14 protein-coding genes are annotated in these 18,397 nt (G+C 67.4%); 5 read left to right on the top strand and 9 right to left on the bottom strand.

What is annotated here, in order from left to right; all coding sequences use genetic code 11:
- Positions 1–40 precede the first annotated feature (40 nt).
- Entirely contained in the window at positions 41–1,762 is a 1,722-nt protein-coding gene (locus ACZYZ7_RS26435) for a DHA2 family efflux MFS transporter permease subunit (RefSeq protein WP_450069852.1), read from the top strand.
- On the opposite strand, the gene ACZYZ7_RS26430 is transcribed toward ACZYZ7_RS26435, so the two are convergent.
- The 3 genes from ACZYZ7_RS26430 to ACZYZ7_RS26420 are packed head-to-tail and all read right to left on the bottom strand — an operon-like array spanning position 1,725 to position 7,083.
- On the bottom strand, positions 1,725–3,089 hold the full coding sequence (locus ACZYZ7_RS26430; protein ID WP_450069851.1) for an FAD-binding oxidoreductase: 1,365 nt from the start codon (positions 3,087–3,089) through the stop codon (positions 1,725–1,727). The genes ACZYZ7_RS26435 and ACZYZ7_RS26430 overlap by 38 nt on opposite strands.
- On the bottom strand, positions 3,082–6,507 hold the full coding sequence (locus ACZYZ7_RS26425) for a TM0106 family RecB-like putative nuclease (protein WP_450069850.1): 3,426 nt from the start codon (positions 6,505–6,507) through the stop codon (positions 3,082–3,084). The genes ACZYZ7_RS26430 and ACZYZ7_RS26425 overlap by 8 nt, the downstream gene beginning before the upstream one ends.
- A 39-nt stretch (positions 6,508–6,546) precedes the next feature.
- The gene (locus ACZYZ7_RS26420) at positions 6,547–7,083 is read right to left on the bottom strand and encodes an LppP/LprE family lipoprotein (protein WP_450070156.1); all 537 of its coding nucleotides are present in this window, start codon (positions 7,081–7,083) and stop codon (positions 6,547–6,549) included.
- Positions 7,084–7,194: 111 nt separating this feature from the next.
- On the opposite strand from ACZYZ7_RS26420, the gene ACZYZ7_RS26415 reads away from it, so the two are divergent.
- The 3 genes from ACZYZ7_RS26415 to ACZYZ7_RS26405 are packed head-to-tail and all read left to right on the top strand — an operon-like array spanning position 7,195 to position 10,900.
- Positions 7,195–8,982 carry a DEAD/DEAH box helicase gene (locus ACZYZ7_RS26415; RefSeq protein WP_135457208.1) on the top strand — a complete coding sequence of 596 codons (1,788 nt, stop codon included), beginning with the start codon at positions 7,195–7,197 and terminating at the stop codon, positions 8,980–8,982.
- Entirely contained in the window at positions 8,979–10,139 is a 1,161-nt protein-coding gene (locus tag ACZYZ7_RS26410; RefSeq protein WP_450069849.1) for an acyltransferase family protein, read from the top strand. Before ACZYZ7_RS26415 ends, ACZYZ7_RS26410 begins: the two co-directional genes overlap by 4 nt.
- Positions 10,140–10,189: 50 nt before the next feature.
- Positions 10,190–10,900, top strand: a complete 711-nt coding sequence (locus tag ACZYZ7_RS26405) for a siderophore-interacting protein (RefSeq protein WP_450069848.1) — start codon at positions 10,190–10,192, stop codon at positions 10,898–10,900.
- Between the two features lie 10 nt (positions 10,901–10,910).
- Here the strand turns inward: ACZYZ7_RS26405 and ACZYZ7_RS26400 are convergent, their stop codons facing one another.
- Genes ACZYZ7_RS26400 through ACZYZ7_RS26385 form a run of 4 tightly spaced genes read right to left on the bottom strand, consistent with a single transcriptional unit; the run spans position 10,911 to position 15,209 of the window.
- Entirely contained in the window at positions 10,911–11,747 is an 837-nt protein-coding gene (locus ACZYZ7_RS26400) for a DUF5995 family protein (RefSeq protein WP_450069847.1), read from the bottom strand.
- 45 nt (positions 11,748–11,792) lie between these two features.
- Entirely contained in the window at positions 11,793–12,383 is a 591-nt protein-coding gene (locus tag ACZYZ7_RS26395) for a TetR/AcrR family transcriptional regulator (RefSeq protein WP_135457200.1), read from the bottom strand.
- Complete coding sequence (locus ACZYZ7_RS26390; RefSeq protein WP_450069846.1) at positions 12,383–13,621, bottom strand: cytochrome P450; 1,239 nt, start codon at positions 13,619–13,621, stop codon at positions 12,383–12,385. The genes ACZYZ7_RS26395 and ACZYZ7_RS26390 overlap by 1 nt, the downstream gene beginning before the upstream one ends.
- A 58-nt stretch (positions 13,622–13,679) precedes the next feature.
- Positions 13,680–15,209 carry a GMC family oxidoreductase gene (locus tag ACZYZ7_RS26385; protein ID WP_450069845.1) on the bottom strand — a complete coding sequence of 510 codons (1,530 nt, stop codon included), beginning with the start codon at positions 15,207–15,209 and terminating at the stop codon, positions 13,680–13,682.
- 215 nt (positions 15,210–15,424) lie between these two features.
- Between ACZYZ7_RS26385 and ACZYZ7_RS26380 the strand changes: the two genes are divergently transcribed.
- Positions 15,425–16,297, top strand: a complete 873-nt coding sequence (locus ACZYZ7_RS26380; RefSeq protein WP_450069844.1) for a rhomboid family intramembrane serine protease — start codon at positions 15,425–15,427, stop codon at positions 16,295–16,297.
- Between the two features lie 7 nt (positions 16,298–16,304).
- Here the strand turns inward: ACZYZ7_RS26380 and ACZYZ7_RS26375 are convergent, their stop codons facing one another.
- Together ACZYZ7_RS26375 and ACZYZ7_RS26370 are read right to left on the bottom strand one after the other, a co-directional pair.
- Positions 16,305–17,651: an FAD-binding oxidoreductase gene (locus ACZYZ7_RS26375; RefSeq protein ID WP_450070155.1), complete on the bottom strand. Its 1,347-nt coding sequence runs from the start codon at positions 17,649–17,651 to the stop codon at positions 16,305–16,307.
- A 44-nt stretch (positions 17,652–17,695) separates the two neighbouring features.
- Positions 17,696–18,385 carry a maleylpyruvate isomerase family mycothiol-dependent enzyme gene (locus tag ACZYZ7_RS26370; RefSeq protein ID WP_450069843.1) on the bottom strand — a complete coding sequence of 230 codons (690 nt, stop codon included), beginning with the start codon at positions 18,383–18,385 and terminating at the stop codon, positions 17,696–17,698.
- Positions 18,386–18,397 lie beyond the last annotated feature (12 nt).

The raw sequence follows: 18,397 nt of genomic DNA, 5'->3' as shown, positions 1-18,397 counted from the left end.
AAATTAGGTCGGACCCGAGGCCCAACCCACCACATTCGACATGTCTCCAGTGCTGAACGCCCGCACCCCGAGCCCGCAGGGCAGGGTGTCCGCGCGTCCGGAGAATCCGTGGAACGCGCTGTGGGCCATGATGGTCGGCTTCTTCATGATCCTGGTGGACGCGACGATCGTCGCGGTCGCCAACCCCACGATCATGGATCAGCTCGGTGCGGACTACGACGGGGTCATCTGGGTGACCAGTGCGTACCTGCTCGCTTATGCGGTGCCGTTGCTCGTCGCCGGTCGGCTCGGCGATGTGTACGGGCCCAAGAACCTCTATCTGGCCGGACTGGCCGTGTTCACCTTGGCCTCGCTGTGGTGTGGTCTGGCCGGCAGCGTCGAGATGTTGATCGCCGCACGCGTGGTGCAGGGCATCGGCGCGGCGTTGTTGACGCCGCAGACGTTGTCGACGATCACCCGCATCTTCCCGCCCGAGCGGCGCGGGGTGGCGATGAGCGTGTGGGGTGCGACCGCCGGGGTGGCCACCCTGGTCGGGCCGCTGGCCGGTGGCGTGCTGGTCGGGGGACTGGGCTGGCAGTGGATCTTCTTCGTCAACGTGCCGATCGGAATCCTGGGTCTGGCGCTGGCGGTGTGGTTGGTTCCGGTGCTGCCGACCCAGCCGCACCGGTTCGACGTGCTGGGCGTGGTGTTGTCCGGCGTCGGCATGTTCCTGATCGTGTTCGCGCTGCAGGAGGGGCAGTCGCGGGACTGGGCGCCGTGGGTGTGGGCCACCGGGGCCGTCGGCATCGCGGTGATGGTGGCGTTCGTGTGCTGGCAGGCGGTCAACACCGCCGAGCCGCTGATCCCGCTGCGGATCTTCAAAGACCGCGACTTCAGCCTGGCCAACGTGGGCGTCGCGACGATCGGGTTCGCGGTGACCGCGATGATCCTGCCGTTGATGTTCTACGCCCAGACCGTGTGCGGGCTGTCGCCGATCCGCTCGGCCCTGTTGACCGCGCCGACCGCGATCGCCAGCGGTGTGCTGGCACCGGTGGTGGGCCGCATCGTCGACCGGGCGCATCCGACGCCGGTGATCGGCTTCGGCTTCTCGGCCATGGCGATCGGGTTGACCTGGCTGGCGCTGGAGATGACGCCGACGACGCCGATCTGGCGGCTGCTGCTGCCGCAGGTGGTGATGGGCGTCGGGATGGCATTCATCTGGTCGCCGCTGGCCGCGACGGCGACGCGCAACCTGCCGCCGGACCTGGCCGGGGCCGGGTCGGGTGTGTACAACGCCACGCGCCAGGTCGGGTCGGTGCTGGGCAGCGCCGGTATCGCGGCGTACATGACGTCGCGCATCGGCGCCGAACTGCCGGGGGCGGCAAGTGCGGCGCCGCGCGGGGAGGGTTCGGCGGCCGAGCTGCCCGAGTTCCTGCACGCGCCGTTCGCCGCGGCGATGTCGCAGTCGATGCTGCTGCCCGCGTTCGTCGCGCTGTTCGGTGTGGTGGCGGCCCTGTTCCTGCTCGGTTTCGATGCCCAGCCCACCTTGGCGGCGGAGCCCGACCCGGAGCCCTACATCGATCCTCGTGACGACGATGACGACGACTACGTCGAGTTCACCGTGAGCCATGACGGCGACGACGACGCAGTGGACGCCGAGGCGGTGACGGATGCATTCCGGGCGGTCCCCGTGGCTCAACCGGTATCCGCTGACCCTGACCGGTGGGAGAACCTCTACGCCGAGTTCATGTCCGAGCGTGACCGAACAGTACGGCGCGATTGAGGTGACCACCGGGGTCGAACGCGGCCTTGACCGTGCGCATTGCCGCGATGTCGGCCTCGGTGCGTGACATCGCCACGTAGTCGCGTTTGCGTGAGCCGACGCCGTGTTCTGAGCTGACGTTGCCGCCGCAGTCGGCGATCAGCGTCATCATCGCGGCGTACAGCCCGGGTTCGGACTGGGTGGAGCAGCGCAGCACGTTCAGGTGCAGGTTGCCCTCGCCGATGTGACCGAACAGCACCGGGATGGCGTCTGGCGCGTGGCTGGCGATCAATTCGGCGGCCGCGTCGGCGAAACCCTGGATGGCCGACAGCGGCAGGGAGACATCGAATTTCAGTGGCGGGCCGAACAATCCGAGTACCTCGGCCACCGATTCGCGCACCTGCCACAACCGCTGCTGGGAGTTCGTGTCGACGCCGACGGCAGGTTCGCCGCAGAGGTCGGCGCCCTCGAGCGCATCGGCCAGGCGTTCGGTCTGGTCGCTGTCACCGGCCAGTTCGATCAGCAGCTGCCAGGCACCGTCGACCGGGGCGCCCACGCCGAGGTGCTCGGCGGTCAGTGCGCTGGCTCGGGCGTCGATCAACTCCAGGGCGGCGATGCCCTCGAGGTCGCGGAAGATGCGGCCGGCGCCGACCAGTGCGTCCAGGTTGGCGAACCCGCAGATGGCGGTGACCCGGTGGGTGGGGGTGGGATGCAGCCGGAGGTCCAGCCCGGTGATCACGCCGAGGGTGCCCTCCGCGCCGACGAAGAGGGAGGCCAGGTCGTAGCCGGTGTTGTCGCGTCGTACCCGGCTGTGCCGGTGCACCACCGACCCGTCGGGCAGTGCGACGTCCAGGCCCAGTACCTGCTCGCCCATGTTGCCGTAGCGCACCGTGCGCAGACCGCCGGCGTTGGTGGAGGCCATGCCGCCGACCGTGGCCGATTCCCGCGCGGCGAGGTCCACCCCGAACACCAGACCGGCCGCGGTGGCAGCCCGCTGCACGGCGGCCAGGGGAGTCCCGGCGCCGACACTGACCCGGCGCTCGACGGTGTCGACGGTGCCGATCTCGGTGAGTCGCTCGGTGGACAGCAGGATGTCGTCGTTCTCGGGCACCGTCCCGGCCACCAGCGAGGTTCGGCCGCCCTGCACCGTGACACACGCTCCGGCGTCGCGGCAGGCCCGCAGCACCGCGGCCACTTCGTCGGCGCTGCCGGGGCGGACCAGCGCGGTGGCCTGTCCGCGGTAACGCCCGGTGTGGTCGACGCAGCGACCGTCCAACACGTCGGGGTCGGTGGTGACGTACCCGGCACCGACGATCCCGGCAAGCGTTTCGGTAAGCGTTTCAGTCACCGGTCGGGTGTATCACAGGATCGGTCAGGGCCAGGAATGCACCGAGCGCGATCAGGCTGTCCGGCTGAGCCGGCAGATAGTCGGTGAGCTGGGGTGAGCGCACGATGTACGCGACATATTTGGCCCGGCTGATCGCCACGTTGAGCCGGTTGCGGTTCAGCAGGAACCCGATCCCGCGGGGCACATCGGCGGCCGAGGACGCCGTCATCGATACGAAGACCACAGGTGCCTGTCGGCCCTGAAACTTGTCCACCGTGCCGGCCTGTACCTCGGTCAGGCCCGCCGCGTCGAGAGCTCGACGCACGGTGGTCACCTGGGCGTTGTAGGGCGTCACCACCAGGAAGTGGTCCTGCCCCAGCGGCGTGCTGCCGTGCTCGTCGGTCCAGGTGGCGCCGAGCAGGCCGGTGATGGCCGCGACGATCGCTGCGGCCTCTTCGGGACTGTCGGTCGAATTGCCCAGGTGCCCGACCTCGAGTACCCGAACTCCGGGTTCGATACCGTCGAGTTTGCGTGCGCCACTGACCTTTTCGTGTGACTTCAGCCGACCGTCATAGGACAGGCGCGACACCGGGCCGCACACTGCCGGATGCATCCGGAACGAGCAGTCCAGGAAATAGCCGCGATCGGCCGGCAGCGTGTGCGCGCCCTCGACCAGCCACCCCAATGCGGAATCGTCGACCGGTGCCGGATGGGTGCCCTGGCAGACCTGGGGCAATTGCTGCGGATCCCCCAGGAGCAGAAGGTTGCGTGCGGCCGGGGCCACCGCGACGGTATTGGCCAGGTTGAACTGGCCGGCCTCTTCGATCACCAGCAGGTCGAGGCAAAGGCGCGGGACCCGGGCCTCGTTCGCGAAATCCCATGCGGTGCCGCCGATCACGCATCCGGGATGATCAGCGATGAACGACGCGAAGGCGTTCTCGCCGATCTCAGTCCACCGGGGGTCGGCGCCCTTGCGTTTCTTGGCAACCAGCGCCGCGTCCACCCCGGCGTCGATCACCTGATCCAGCAGATGCTCGATCACCGCGTGTGACTGCGCGACGATGCCGATCCGCCAGTGATATTCGTTGGCCAGGCGGGCGATGATCTTCGCCGACGTGTGGGTCTTGCCGGTGCCGGGCGGCCCGTGCACCGCGAGGTATGAGGAGTTCAGATCCAGCAGGGCCGCGGTGATATCGGCGGCGGTCTCCCCGCCGCGGGGCAGTGCCCGGCCGCTGACGGTGCGGGGTGGGCGGCGCAGCAGGACATCGGTCACCGCGTCGGCGGGCAGCTTCGGCAGACCGGCGGAGACGGTGGTTGCCGTGCTGTCGATGGATGCCTGCAGGGGCTTGGTGTTGATCGGCGGCCCGGGGGTCAGCGCGAACGGCACCTGGGCGAAGGCGTCGCCGTGTTTGGGTTGGCGTTCGGTGATCACCACCTCGGTGGGCGCATCCGGGTTGTTGCACTCGACGACGGCGGCGCTGCCGAAGCCGCGACGGTCCGGGTCGTCGGACAGGCCTGCCGGTGCCGGCGGGGCGTAGAGCGCGTACATCTCGGTGCCCAGCTCCCCGGTGTCGATGGTGCCGGTCAGCAGGACCTGTCGTTGTGGTTTGCGGGCCCGGGGCGGAGTGTGCCAGTCGGTCACGACCCGGGCTTGTTCGGCGACGAAAACACCTGTGCTGTCGGCCCATTCGTCGACAGGACTGTTGATCCGATCGAAATGACCCCACCAGAACGGTTTGTCCTCACGTTTGTGGAAACCGCGGGCCGCGGCGATGAGTGCCACCGCCTGTTGCTCGGCCGTTCGAGGTTCCACTCCGTCACCGGCGAAGCGCATCAGCTTGCGGTCGACGGCGTCGGCTTTCTCGATCGGTGCTCCGTCGCGCACCGGTTGTGGGCCGCGCGGTGGCACCTCGGCTTCGAACGCTCGATTGATCAGCCAGTCCCGCAGCCGGTGGGTGGACCGGCAGTCGTAGCGGTTGTAGTCCTCGATCTCCTTGAGTACGGTGGCAGCCTCGTCGTGGTGACCGGCGTCGCGCAGTGCGCAGTAGCGTGCGTATTCGGTGATCGAATCGGTGGCCTTGGTGACCTCACCGCCGCGCAATTCGTTACCCATGTACAGCGGTTCCAGCGATTTGATGCTGTAGTTCTCGGTGCCGACGCGAATGCTCTTGCGTACCAACGGAAGCAGATCGACGAGGATACCGTTGCGCAGCAGGTCGTCGACATCGTTCTCGCCGACCCCGTAGCGGCCGGTCAGACGCAGCAGGGTGCTGCGCTCATAGGGCGCGTAGTGGTAGATGTGCATCTTGGGAAAACGCTTGCGCCGCTTGCGGACCAGGTCCAGGAAATCGATGAGTACCTGGCGTTCGCTGGCCCGGTCGTGCGCCCACAACGGCTGGAAGTTCCCTTCGGCGCCCAGGACACCCCACAGGTATTCCAGGCCCCAGTCCTGTCCGTTGGCCGTCCACAACGGGTCGCCTTCGTAGTCGAAGAACAGGTCGCCCTTGTCCGGATCCGGCAGCAGCATCAGCGGTTGCGGATCGGCGACTTCGTAGGGCGGCTTGCCATCTGGCCGCGGTGCCACCTGTAGCCGGGCCTGCCCGCTCAGCGCGGTCAGGGCGCGCTGGGCCAACCCGGGCACCGCATCGGTGTGGTCGGCCAGTTGACGGGTGGTGGTGACACCGGCCTCGATGAGCCGGGCGCGCTGGCTGGCCCGAATTCCGGCCACCAGGAACAGGTCCTCGGTGGCGCGGATCTGCTGCTCGCATTCACTGCAGCCGAAACACGCCCGCACCGTGTCGTCGGACCACTGCACTGCGGTGCCGCCGGCCAGGTGACCGTCGAGCAGTGCCTGAAGCGCGGTGCGCCGCGGGCGGTACACCGCCAGCAGTTCGTCGACGCGGTAGCTGGATATCGCCCCGTCGCCGAGGACGAGGTCGACCTCATCGGCGACCGGCACGCCGGCGCCCGACAGCACATCGGCGTAGGCGGCCAGCTGGAGCAGCGCCTCCACCTTGACCGAGCGGGACAGTTTGGTGTCCCGCAGGCGGTAGCGCTGACCGTCCCAGATCAGGAAGTCGGCGAACCCGGCGAACCGTCCGTCGAACATCGCGGCCTGATAGATCGCCGGGTCGCGGCGTTGCGCTGCTTCGAGGGTGGCTTCGGCCGCCGTCGTCAGCCCCGCCGCCGTGTAGGTGGGCCGGCCGATCACCGTCACCTCAGAGTGCGCGCGCAGGTCCTCGAGATGGCGCTGCTCGTGTTCGCCGCCGAGTTGTGCGGTGCGAGCGAGCAGTTCGTCGTCGGACGACACCGCAGGGCCACGACCGAGCTGCGCGTCGAAGGAACGCAGCAGGGCGTACTCACAGCGGGCGGCCGCGGCCAGATCCGAGGCGCTGTAGATGACCGTCGGACCCGACGCGCCCTCGTCGGTGACGAACACGCTGCCACTGTAGGTGAGGGCACCGACATCGGGATGAAGCTAGACGTTGCCCGTCAACTCCACACCGCTGCCGTTCCAGCGGAACTTCACGGTGCTGGCCAGCCCGTGGAATCCGCCGGAGTACTGCAGCGCCACGGTGTCACCGGTGCTGACCGATTTGTCGATGCCATTGAAGCCGTAGGTGTCGGGCACGCCGGTCGGGATGAACTTGCCGAGGTGGAACAGCACCGCCCGGGTGTTGGGGTGCTCGGTGTTGGTGTTGGCCCGCACGATCACCGCCGACAGCTGTGCGCACTCGTTGAAGTTGCCCGCCACCGGCTCGGGGCTCCAGGCCTGATTGCTGCGCGGATCACGGGGCAGCTCGGAGACGGCCTTGGCGATCTCCGGGGCGGCCAGGTTCACCGCGCAGGGGTCGGCCTGTGGTGGTGCTGACGTCGGAGCGGCCTTCGGGGCAGGTGCGGACACCGAGGTCGGGGCCGGGCCGGGTCCCGCATCGGGGGTTTTGGAGACGGTTGAATCGCCCGATCCGCACCCCGCGAGAGTGAGCACAGCCGCCAAGATGGCGCCGGGGGCCATGGTGAACATTGCGACCCGTTTCACAGTTGGGCAACCTACCGCGCTCCTGTGGCGGGTTTGTGCAGGCGCGCGGCCAGGATTCCCGTCGATTGGCACTAGACTTCTGAACCGATGACCTCGCCAGACCCGGATTCGGGGGATACCGCCCCAACGTTTGCCGACCTGCAGATCCACCCTGCGGTGTTGAAGGCAGTCACTGAAGTCGGCTATGAATCGCCGTCGGCGATCCAAGCCGCGACCATTCCGGCCATGCTCGCCGGCTCCGACGTGGTCGGGCTGGCCCAGACCGGTACCGGCAAGACCGCGGCCTTCGCCATCCCGATCCTGTCCAAGATCGACACCACCAGCCGCAACACCCAGGCGCTGGTGCTGGCACCGACTCGTGAGCTGGCATTGCAGGTCGCCGAGGCGTTCGGCCGGTACGGCTCGCATCTGCCCGCGATCAACGTGCTGCCCATCTACGGCGGGGCGTCCTACACCGTTCAGCTGTCCGGGCTGAGGCGCGGAGCGCAGGTGGTGGTGGGCACCCCGGGCCGGGTGATTGATCACCTAGAGCGCGGCACGCTGGATCTGTCGAACCTGGACTACCTGGTGCTCGACGAGGCCGACGAGATGCTCACCATGGGCTTCGCCGAAGAGGTCGAGCGGATCCTCGCCGACACCCCGGAGTACAAGCAGGTGGCGCTGTTCTCGGCCACCATGCCGCCGGCCATCCGCAAGATCACCACCAAGTACCTGCACGATCCGGTCGAGGTCACGGTCAAGGCCAAGACCGCCACCGCCGAGAACATCACGCAGCGGTTCATCCAGGTGGCCGGCGCGCGCAAGCTGGACGCGCTGACGCGGGTGCTCGAGGTCGAAGAGGGCGACGCGATGATCGTGTTCGTCCGCACCAAGCAGGCCACCGAGGAGGTCGCCGAGCGGCTCAAGGCCCGCGGTTTCGCGGCTGCAGCCATCAACGGTGACATCAACCAGGCTCAGCGTGAGCGCACGATCAGCGCGCTGAAGGACGGCACGATCGACATCCTGATCGCCACCGACGTCGCCGCGCGCGGTCTGGACGTCGAACGCATCTCGCATGTCGTCAACTACGACATCCCGCACGACACCGAGTCGTACGTGCACCGCATCGGCAGGACCGGCCGGGCCGGCCGGTCCGGACATGCGCTGCTGTTCGTCACCCCGCGCGAACGCCACCTGCTCAAGTCGATCGAGAAGCACACCCGGTCGAAGGTTATCGAGGCCGAGCTGCCCAGCGTCGACGATGTCAACGCGCAGCGCGTGTCCAAGTTCCGTGACTCCATCACCGACTCGATCAATGGTCCGGGCCTGGAGTTGTTCCGTCGGATCATCGAGGACTACGAGCGCGAGAACGACGTGCCGATGGTCGATATCGCCGCGGCGTTGGCGTTGCAGTCGCGCAACGGCGAAGAGTTCCTGATGACCGAGCCGCCGCCGGAGAAGCGCCGCGAGCGCGACCGTGACGATCGGGGCGAGCGGCCCGCGCGCAAGGAGCGCCCGCCGCGCGAAGGGTTGGCGACCTACCGGATCTCGGTGGGCAAGCGGCACAAGGTCGGGCCCGGCCACATCGTCGGCGCCATTGCCAATGAGGGTGGCCTGCACCGCAACGAATTCGGCCACATCACCATTCGCGGCGACTACTCGCTGGTGGAGCTGCCGGAGAAGCTGCCCAGCAAGACACTCAAAGCCCTGGAGAACACCCGTATCTCGGGGATGCTCATCAATCTGGAGCGGGAGCATGTTGAGCGCGCCGACCGCGGCGATCGTGGGCCGCGCCGCGAATACAAGGGCCGTTCCGAGTACAAGGGCCGATCCGACAACAAAGACCGTTCGGATTACCGCGATCGCTCGGGGAAGCCGCACCGGAAGACCAAGTGACGGTCTCCAGGAGCGTGACGGGGCCGTCGGATCAGGGTGGCCTTGAGTCGATAGACACCGTGGCTTCTGCCTCGACGCGTGTCGCCGCTCTGACGGGGATCCGTGCCGTGGCCGCCATCCTGGTGGTGCTGACGCATGCGGCCTACACCACCGGAAAATACGGGCAGGGCTATCTCGGGCTGGTGTATTCGCGCGCCGAGATCGGTGTGCCGATCTTCTTTGTGCTCAGTGGTTTCCTGTTGTTCCGGCCCTGGGTGAAGGCCGCGGCCACGAATGGCGAGGCACCGTCGGTGCGCCGCTATGCCTGGCACCGGGTGCGACGGATCATGCCGGCCTATGTCGTGACGGTGCTGATCGCCTACCTGCTCTACCACTTTCGCACGGCGGGCCCGAATCCTGGTCACACCTGGATGGGGCTGTTTCGCAATCTGACGCTGTCGCAGATCTACACCGACAACTACCTGTTCGCCTATCTGCATCAGGGGTTGACCCAGATGTGGAGCCTGGCGGTCGAGGCGGCGTTCTACGTGGCGCTGCCGCTGATGGCCTATCTGCTACTGGTGGTGCTGTGCCGGCGGCGCTGGCGGCCGGGGTTGTTGTTCTTCGGCCTGGCGCTGCTGGCCGCGGTGTCGCCGGGGTGGCTGTGGATCGTGCACGATTCCACGAATCTCCCTGACGGGGCCCGGCTTTGGCTGCCCACCTACATGGCCTGGTTCGTGGCGGGCATGGCGCTGACGGTGCTGGGGCAGCTCAAGGTGCGCGGCTACGGGATGGTGTGTGTGCCGTTGGCCCTGGTGAGTTACTTCATCGCGTCGACGCCGATCGCGGGGGAGCCCACCACGTCGCCCGCCAAGTTGAGCGAGGCGCTGGTCAAGACGTTCTTCTACGCGTTCATCGCGGCATTGCTGGTGGCACCGCCCGCACTCGGCGACCATGGTTGGTACAACCGGTTTCTGGCTTCCCGCCCGATGGTCTTCCTCGGTGAGATCTCCTACGAGATCTTCCTGATCCACCTGATGATCATGGAATTGGTGATGGTCGAGGTGATGCGCGATCCGGTCTACACGGGGTCGATGTTCAACCTGTTCGTGCTCACGATGGTCTTCACCATTCCGGCGGCCTGGCTGCTGCACCGGTTCACGCGCGTCCGCTCCTGAATATTTAGTTAGGTTATGCTTACCTAACGAAGATGTTCACGGGAGGTGGCATGGGCGAGCAGAAGGCGTCGCGCGGGCTCGAAGGAGCCCTGGTCAAGCTCTGGCGGGGCGGTGACTACGAGCTGACGGTGTCGGGCCGTACCGAGCTCACGCCGAATTACCTCAGGCTGCATTTCAGTGCCGAGCGGTTGCTCGCCGAACACCGGGTGCACCCGACGATGTGGGTGCGGGGCTGGTTCCCTGACGAGGGCAAGGCCCATCAACGCGGCTACACGCTGGTCAACGCTGATCCTCAGGCCGGAACGGTGGACATCGATTTCGCCATGCACGACGGCATCGCCACCCGCTGGGCACGCGAGGCCCAGCCCGGCGACGTTCTGGACGTGACGGTCCTCGGCAGCAACTTCACGCTGCCCGAACCGGCACCGGCCGGCTACCTGATCGTCGGCGACACCGCCTCGCTTCCGGCCATCAACTCGCTGCTGGACGCGATCGGGGATGCCCCCGCGTGGGTCTTCCTGGAGGCGGGTCACGACGACGACCGTGAGCTCCCGGTCACCGGGGGCGCGGAGATCATCTGGGTGGACCGATTCGACGAGGATCTGCTGGAGACCCTCAGCGCATCGGCTTTCGACGCCTCCGACCACTTCGGCTGGGTCGCCTGCAACAACCGCACCACCCGGGCCGTGGCGCGGGTCTTCCGCGAGGAGTACGGGATCCCGCGCAGATCCATCAAGGCGCAGGCGTACTGGGTGGCCTGAGCCACCCGGATCACAGCGCGGTTTGGATCGGGGCGGGCGTCGCCGCGATCTCGTCGAGCACCTGGACGTTGTGGGCCACGTCGCGGCTCTCGCGCGCGGCGATCTCTTTGATCGCCAGATCGAATGCGCCGACCAGGCTGGGCGGGTCGAACACTGCCTGCGCCTGTTGGCTCACCTGTAGGTCTCGCGCCCAGATCGTCGCGGGCCGGGCGAATCCGGGTTCAAGGGCCAGTACCGTGGCGAACCGCCAGGCGCTGTCGCGCAGGGAGCGGATCGCCTCGTTGAGGACGAAGATCTGATGCTGTTGGAGTACGGCATAGATGTCCGCCAATGCCGGGGATAGTTCGTTGATGTCGTTGACCACCCCGCCGATCTGGCTTGCCAGCACCGCGTTGATGGTGTCGAAATCCTTGTGCAGCGAGGGTAGTCGGCCCGCGCCGACGAGACCCTGGACCGCAATGCCGAGATCCAGGACGATGTGGGCGGTGACCCCGGCGAGCATGTGCTGCACCAGGATCGGCTCGGGCTTGTCGGCCCACTCGAAGGTGGCCCGCCACGACCGGGTGGGTTTCGGGTAGCGGTCGGGGTGGAAGTACCCGTTGAGCGCATCGAAGTACCGGGACGCGAACGCCGCGTCGAGCCGGTCCATCCGCGGACCGTCCTCGAATGCCCCGTCCTCCACCGCGGTGCCGACTGCGATGGTGATCCGCTTGTACAGGGCTGCGAAATAGCCCAGCCGACTTGAGGTTTCCACGGCCCAGTCGGTAATCGTGTCGATCGCCGAGACAACTTCGGCGATGCTGGTGACCACCGGTAGCGGTGGCAGTGGCGTCGGATGGCTGCCCATACTCGAAAGTATGGGCCAGGTCAGCCTGTCCCGCCCGGCAATCGGCTACTCGACCGGTAGTTGTCCCGGTATGACGAGCGGGGCGACGAACTCGGCCAGCATGGCGCGCTCGTCGGCTTCGTTGCAGCCGGGAAAGACCAGCAGCGACACCATGACCCGCACCAGCCACCGGGCCCGCCGGCCCACCTCGTCGTCGCTGCCGTCGGCTCCGCCGGCGAGCGAACGGACGAAGCCCTCGACCAATGCCCGGATCACCTCGGAGTGTTCGGCCATCTCTCCGCCGATCGGTCGCTGTGCGGTGGCGAACCACGAGGCCAGCGCCGGACTGTCGCGCACTGCGTTCAGCGCGGTGATCACGCCTTCGATCAGCCGTTGCGCCGGATCGGTGACCGCGGCCACCTGCTCGCTGACCTCTTCGTACAGTCGGCGCGCCTCGCGGTGCACGTAGGCGGTATAGAGCGCGTCCCGATTCTCGAAATACCGGTACAGCGTGGCACGGGAACAGCCTGCGGCCGCCGCGATCTCATGCATGCCGACGGTCGCCGCGTCCTGTCGGGTGAACAGGGCGTCGGCGGCGTCGAGGATGTGGTCGGCGGCCACTTCGGACCGCCGTGCCGACAACCAGTCGCGGGGCATCAGGCCCCGGCCCGGAACGGCACCGACAACGGCCGTCGCACATAGCTGCCGCCTGCCCATGCCACCGAGTCCAGGTCGACCTCGAAATCCGGGTAGCGCGAGAGCAATTCGGTCAGCGCCACCCGGGACTGCATCCGCGCGGCCGCCGCGCCGAGGCAGAAATGCGCACCGTGGCTGAAGGTCAGGATGTTGCGCGGAGCCCGCCGCACGTCGAGTTCGGCTGCGTTGTCGCCGAATTCGCGTTCGTCGCGGTTTCCCGAGCCGTACAGCAGCAGGGTCTTCCGTCCGGCCGGGATCGTGGTGTCACCGATGGTGACGTCGCGGGTGGTGGTGCGAGCCAGTCCCTGTACCGGAGAGGTCAGCCGCAGGAATTCGTCGATCGCTTCCGGGATCAGTTCGGGATCGTCGATGAGGAGTTGGCGTTGATCGGGCCGCTGCTGCAGGAGTTGTACTGCGCCGCCGAGCATTCCGGTTGTGGTGTCGTTCCCGCCGGTGACCATGGTGAAGGTGAAGGCCAGGATCGACAGCACGCCGGCGATGTCGCCGTCGGCGCCGACGCCTGCGGCCACCAGGTGCGAGATCGTGTCGTCGCCGGGTTCGCTGCGGCGCCGTTCGATGAGCTCGGAGAAGTAGGCCATCATCGAGGCCACGGCGGCGCCGGCGGTGCCTATGGCCGCGGTGATGCCGCCGGCCGAGCTGTTGGCCGCGACGATCGCATCGGTCCAGGCGTCGAACTGGTCTCGGTCTTCCTCTGGCACCCCGAGATAGTGCGCGACGACCATCGAGGGCAGCGGTTTGAACAGCTCGGCGGCGATGTCGCCCCCGCCGTTCGAGCGCAACCCCTCGAGGCGCTCGACGACGAACTCCCGAACCTTCGGCTCGACGGCTTCTACCTGGCGTGGGGTGAACCCGCGGGAGACCAGCTTGCGGAACTCGGTGTGTACCGGCGGGTCCTGCATGACGAACGGCGGATTGTCGGCCAGGCCGATCATCTCCAGTTCGCCGTAGGTGACCGTCAGGCCCTGTGCCGAGGAGAAGGTCCCGTGGTCACGGGCCGCGGCCCAGATGTCGGCGTGCCGGGACAGCACGTAGTAGTCCTGCTCGGGATGCTCGTCGGGCACCACGTGGTGCACCGGGTCGTGGTCGCGCAGCGCGGCGTACATCGGCCAAGGGTTGGGCCAGGTGTCGGCGTCGGCGGGTACGAACCGGGCGGAGCTGTGAGACAAAGTCGCTGCCATGTCTTATTCGTACGACATCGAGCGGAATAGTGTCAATAGCTGGTTCGTGCGGTCGTACTCACCGCGCGTCGTGTAGGACAAGGTCTGCTGCGCGGTGGGCGATCATCATCGTGGGTGCGTTGGTGTTGCCCGAGGTCAATGTCGGCATGACCGACGCATCGATCACGCGGAGTCCCTCGATCCCGTGAACGCGCAGATGTGGGTCCACCACCGATCCGTCATCGGTGCCCATCCGGCAGGTTCCGACCGCATGGCCGATGCTGGCCTCGCGTTGTGCCAGCCAGGCGTGGTTCTGCTCGCCCGTGTTCCGGTATTCGCCGGCGATGCCCCGCATCGCCGAGGAATTCTCGATGATGTCGCGGGCAGTGGCGGTGCCCCTGAGAAGCCGCTGGACGTCATCGCCGTCGCCCAGGCGCTCGAATTCGATGCGTGGTGATCCGTGGTCCAGCACGACGCGACCACGTCCGCGCGGATGCATGAGCACGGTGTACACGGTGAATCCGTCGGTACGTTCGAGCCCCATCCGGCCGGAGTTGGAGTCGAGGTCGTAATGCATTGGGCTCACGGCGATTTGGAACTCATCGGTGAAGATCTGTGCCTCGAACGGAGACAGGGTGAGTATGCCTTCGCCTCTGAGCAACAGGGAACCGATCCCCTTGAGTGCACGGATGGGGCCCAGCGTATTGGCGGTGGGTACTCGAGATTCCCAGGTCTGGGTGGCGACCAGGTGATCCTGGAAGTTCGCGCCGACGCCGGGCAGATCCAACACAGCGCCCGACGGTCCGATTCCGGAACGCAACAACATGGCCGGTGAACCGATGGCACCTGCGCACACGAGGACCCCTTGGCGGGCCAGGAGTCGGCGGCCTGCACGGCTTCCACGGCCCGCACATTCGACACCTACAGCTCGGCCGTTCTCGACCAGAATCCGTTGCACGTACGTCCTGGTGAGAAGCCGGGGCCGTCTGTCCGGCGGTAGCGGTCGTAAGAAACCGCGCGCCGACGAAACCCTCAGTCCGCGGCGTTGATTGACCTGAGTCCGAGCGACGCCCAGCTGCGAAACGCCATTCTGGTCGGGGTTCAGTCGATGGCCGGCCTCGACGGCGGCCGCGATATAGGCCTCGTCGACGTCGTGATGGTGTCCGCACCACGACACCGGGATCGGGCCGGTAGCACCGCGATACGCATCCTCGCCGCCGGTCCAGGTCTCGATCGCCTTGAAATGCGGCAGCACCTCGTCGTACGACCAGCCCTGGCACCCGGCGTCGGCCCAACGGTCGTAGTCGTCGCTACGGCCACGCACATAGACCATGGCGTTGATCGACCCGCTGCCGCCGATGATCCGGCCGCCGGGAAACCGTTCGACGTCGCCATTCTTGCTGGAATCGGGTGCGCACTGGTGTTTCCAGTTCGCCGTCATGTAGAGCGAGGAGATCCCCGCCGGTATCCGGACATCGGGGCGACGGTCGGTCCCGCCGGCCTCGATGAGGCTGACCTCTGCGCCCGCCGAGGCCAAGCGCGAGGCCACGATTGATCCGGCCGAGCCTGCGCCGACGACGATGTAATCTGCGGCGTCGCTGTTGTTCATGTGGGCCCCTGATTCCGTTCGAGATTGCCTTGGAGGTCAGAACGGCGGTCGCGCAACCGTCAAACCACCCAATCGGTCGAAGCGGGGCCGACGCCTACCCACGTCCTGCCGGTACTGGTCAACGGTATGGAGTTCGGGCCAGACCTTAGCAATTGATTGTCCACTCGCCGATCTAATCGCCTCATGCGGATCGGCCCGCATTAGGCTCGGGCGTGATGAGCATCCCTGACACGCCGCAGCTACCTGCCCAGACGCCGACGTGTTACCGGCATCCGGACCGTCCCACCTACGTGCGGTGCACGCGTTGCCAGCGTCCCGTCTGCCCGGAGTGCATGCGCTCGGCGGCCGTGGGGCATCAGTGCGTGGACTGCGTCAACGAGGGAGCCAAGTCGGTTCAGGCACCGCGCACCCAGTTCGGCGGGAAGGTGCGCACGGGTGCGCCGATCCTGACCTATGCCCTTATCGCAGTGAACGTGCTGATGTTCGTGGTGCAGATGACCTCGAAGAACCTGGAGCAGGAACTCACGCTGTGGCCGCCCGGTGTCGCCGCGCACGACGAGTACTACCGCTTGGTGACGTCGATGTTCCTGCACTACGGCCTGATGCACCTGGCGTTCAACATGTGGGCGCTCTACGTGGTCGGGCCGCCGCTGGAACAGTGGCTGGGCCGGCTGCGGTTCGGGACGTTGTACGCGCTGAGCGGGCTCGGCGGCTCGGTGCTCGTGTATCTGCTGTCCCCGCTGAACAGTGCGACGGCCGGCGCCTCCGGGGCAATCTTCGGCCTGTTCGGCGCGATCTTCGTGGTGGCCCGCAAGCTCAACCTCGACGTCCGCTCGATCGTTGCCGTCGTCGTCATCAATCTGGTGTTCACCTTCGCCGGGCCGGCGCTGGGGACCGGAGCGATCAGCTGGCAGGGTCACATCGGCGGGCTGGTCACCGGTGCGGGCATCGCCGCGGCCTTCGTGTACGCCCCGCGTGAGCGCCGCAACGCGATTCAGGCCGGGGTCTCGGTGGCGGTACTGGTGCTGTTCGCCGCGTTGATCGCCTGGCGCACAACCAGTCTGCTCACCAGCTACGGGATGGCCTGAGCGGGGTCTAGATCGCCGCGCCCGGGTTGAGGATGTTCTGCGGGTCCAGCGCCCGCTTGATCCGGTGGTTGAGTTCCACTGCATCCGGGCCGATCTGACCGGCCAGCCACGGCTGCTTGAGCCGGCCCACGCCGTGCTCGCCGGTGATGGTGCCGCCCAGTCCCACAGCGAGATCCATGATCTCGCCGAATGCCAGCTGGGCCCGCGCCGCCATGTCGGCGTCGGCCGGGTCGAAGACGATCAGCGGGTGGGTGTTGCCGTCACCCGCATGGGCGATCACCGAGATCAGCAGGTCCCGATGGGCCGCGATCGCCGCCACTCCGCTCACCAGTTCGGCCAGTGCGGGCAGCGGCACCCCGACGTCCTCCAGGAGTAGTGACCCCTTGGCCTCCACGGCCGGGATGGCGAACCGGCGGGCCGCGACGAAGGCCTCGCCCTCGTCCGGGTCGGAGGTGGAAAACACTTCGGTGGCACCGCATTCGGTGAACACCTGTGCCATGAATTCGGCGTCGTCGGCTCCTGCGGCACCCCGATCGTCTGAGGCCGCCACCATCATCGCCGCGGCGTTGCGGTCCAGCCCCATCTTGAGCTTGTCCTCGACGGCGTTGATGGCAACCGAGTCCATGAACTCCAGCATGGACGGCCGGATCTTGCCGGTGATCGTCACGACTGAGTTCGACGCGGCTTCCACGGAATCGAAGGTGGCCACCACGGTGCAGGGGGAGTGCTGCGGGGGTAGCAGCCGCAGCGTAGCCTCGGTGACCACGCCGAGGGTGCCCTCGCTGCCGACGAACAGCTTGGTCAGGCTCAGTCCGGCAACGTCTTTCAACCTCGGGCCGCCCAGGCGCACCGCAGTGCCGTCGGCCAGCACGACCTGCAGGCCCAGAATGTAGTCGGTGGTCACGCCGTACTTGACGCAGCACAGCCCGCCCGCGTTGGTGGCGACATTGCCGCCGATGCTGCAGATCTCGAAGGACGACGGGTCGGGTGGGTACCAGAGGCCCTGTGCGGCAACGGCTTTCTTCACCTCGGCGTTGAGCAGCCCGGGTTGGACGACGGCGGTGCGGGTGACCGGGTCGACGGTGATGTCCCGCATCTTCTCGGTGGACAACACGATGCCGCCGTCGAGTGCCGTCGCGCCGCCGGACAACCCGGTGCCCGCGCCGCGCGGCACGACCGCCACCTGGTGCGCGCTGGCCCAGCGCAGCACGGTCTGCACCTCCTCGGTGCGGGTGGGCCGGACCACCGCCAGCGGTGTGCCCGCAGTCGGATCGGCAGCCCGGTCCTGGCGATAGGAGGCCAGGATGTCGGGGTCGGTGACGACGACACCCTCGGGGAGTTCGCTGATCAGCATCGGCAGCGCGGCGGCATTCACGCTTCGATGCTAGAAGGGCTGTCTCAGAGCGGGCGAATCGCTGCGCCCACCAGGTCGTCGGCTTCGCCCCGGCGCAGCATGAGCCGGGCGATCGCGTCGTCGGAGCCGTCGACGCGGTGCTCGTCGGCCCCTGGGCCCTGGACCCAGTTCGTTCCGGTCCAGGTGATCGCCATCGACTTCGACGGCGCGGTCAGCCTCAAGGTGACGGGCCCGCTCTCCAGCGGCTGGGCTTGGCGTAGCAGGAACAGCTCACCGAATCCGAGGATCGCTTCGATGGTGGCGGGGGAGAACGTCGAGTGCCGGTCGCCGGTGGCCACTCTCAGGTCGTCGAGGTGTACCCCGAATTCCAGGATCAGCGAGCGGAGCGCGGCGGCCACCGGGAAGTCGCCGAACGGGGCCGGTATCACCGGCCACTGACTGGGCGCCTGGTCGAACGCGGTCTGCAGATGTCCGACCGCCAGCCGGATGGCCGCCGGTAAGTCGGGGTTGGCCAGCGTGAGTTCTCTTGGCGGCGTGGTGATTTGGGCCCGTGCACGGTGGTAGGCCTCGGCGTCGCGGAAACAGACGACGGCCACGTGGTCGGCCAGGTCGTCGATTGTCCACCCCGCGCATGGGGTGGGGCAGCGGCGCTGGTCCGCGTCGAGGCTTTCGAGCAGGTCGGCGAAGGCCAGGGCCTCGTCGGTGGCGGCGGTGAGCAGATGGTCGAGGGTCATGTCGTCACGGTA

The sequence above is a fragment of the Mycobacterium sp. IDUB_17 genome, from assembly GCF_055419465.1.
This window is presented reverse-complemented; position numbering and strand designations above follow the sequence as displayed.

Excerpts from the sequence above, each read along its gene's own strand:
- ACZYZ7_RS26385 (WP_450069845.1), bottom strand. The coding sequence starts at position 15,209 with ATGAACAACAGCGACGCCGCAGATTACATCGTCGTCGGCGCAGGCTCG.
- ACZYZ7_RS26375 (WP_450070155.1), bottom strand. The coding sequence starts at position 17,651 with ATGCTGATCAGCGAACTCCCCGAGGGTGTCGTCGTCACCGACCCCGAC.
- ACZYZ7_RS26420 (WP_450070156.1), bottom strand. The coding sequence starts at position 7,083 with ATGGCCCCCGGCGCCATCTTGGCGGCTGTGCTCACTCTCGCGGGGTGC.
- ACZYZ7_RS26400 (WP_450069847.1), bottom strand. The coding sequence starts at position 11,747 with ATGGGCAGCCATCCGACGCCACTGCCACCGCTACCGGTGGTCACCAGC.
- ACZYZ7_RS26380 (WP_450069844.1), top strand. The coding sequence starts at position 15,425 with ATGAGCATCCCTGACACGCCGCAGCTACCTGCCCAGACGCCGACGTGT.
- ACZYZ7_RS26435 (WP_450069852.1), top strand. The coding sequence starts at position 41 with ATGTCTCCAGTGCTGAACGCCCGCACCCCGAGCCCGCAGGGCAGGGTG.
- ACZYZ7_RS26405 (WP_450069848.1), top strand. The coding sequence starts at position 10,190 with ATGGGCGAGCAGAAGGCGTCGCGCGGGCTCGAAGGAGCCCTGGTCAAG.
- ACZYZ7_RS26415 (WP_135457208.1), top strand. The coding sequence starts at position 7,195 with ATGACCTCGCCAGACCCGGATTCGGGGGATACCGCCCCAACGTTTGCC.
- ACZYZ7_RS26395 (WP_135457200.1), bottom strand. The coding sequence starts at position 12,383 with ATGCCCCGCGACTGGTTGTCGGCACGGCGGTCCGAAGTGGCCGCCGAC.
- ACZYZ7_RS26390 (WP_450069846.1), bottom strand. The coding sequence starts at position 13,621 with ATGGCAGCGACTTTGTCTCACAGCTCCGCCCGGTTCGTACCCGCCGAC.
- ACZYZ7_RS26370 (WP_450069843.1), bottom strand. The coding sequence starts at position 18,385 with ATGACCCTCGACCATCTGCTCACCGCCGCCACCGACGAGGCCCTGGCC.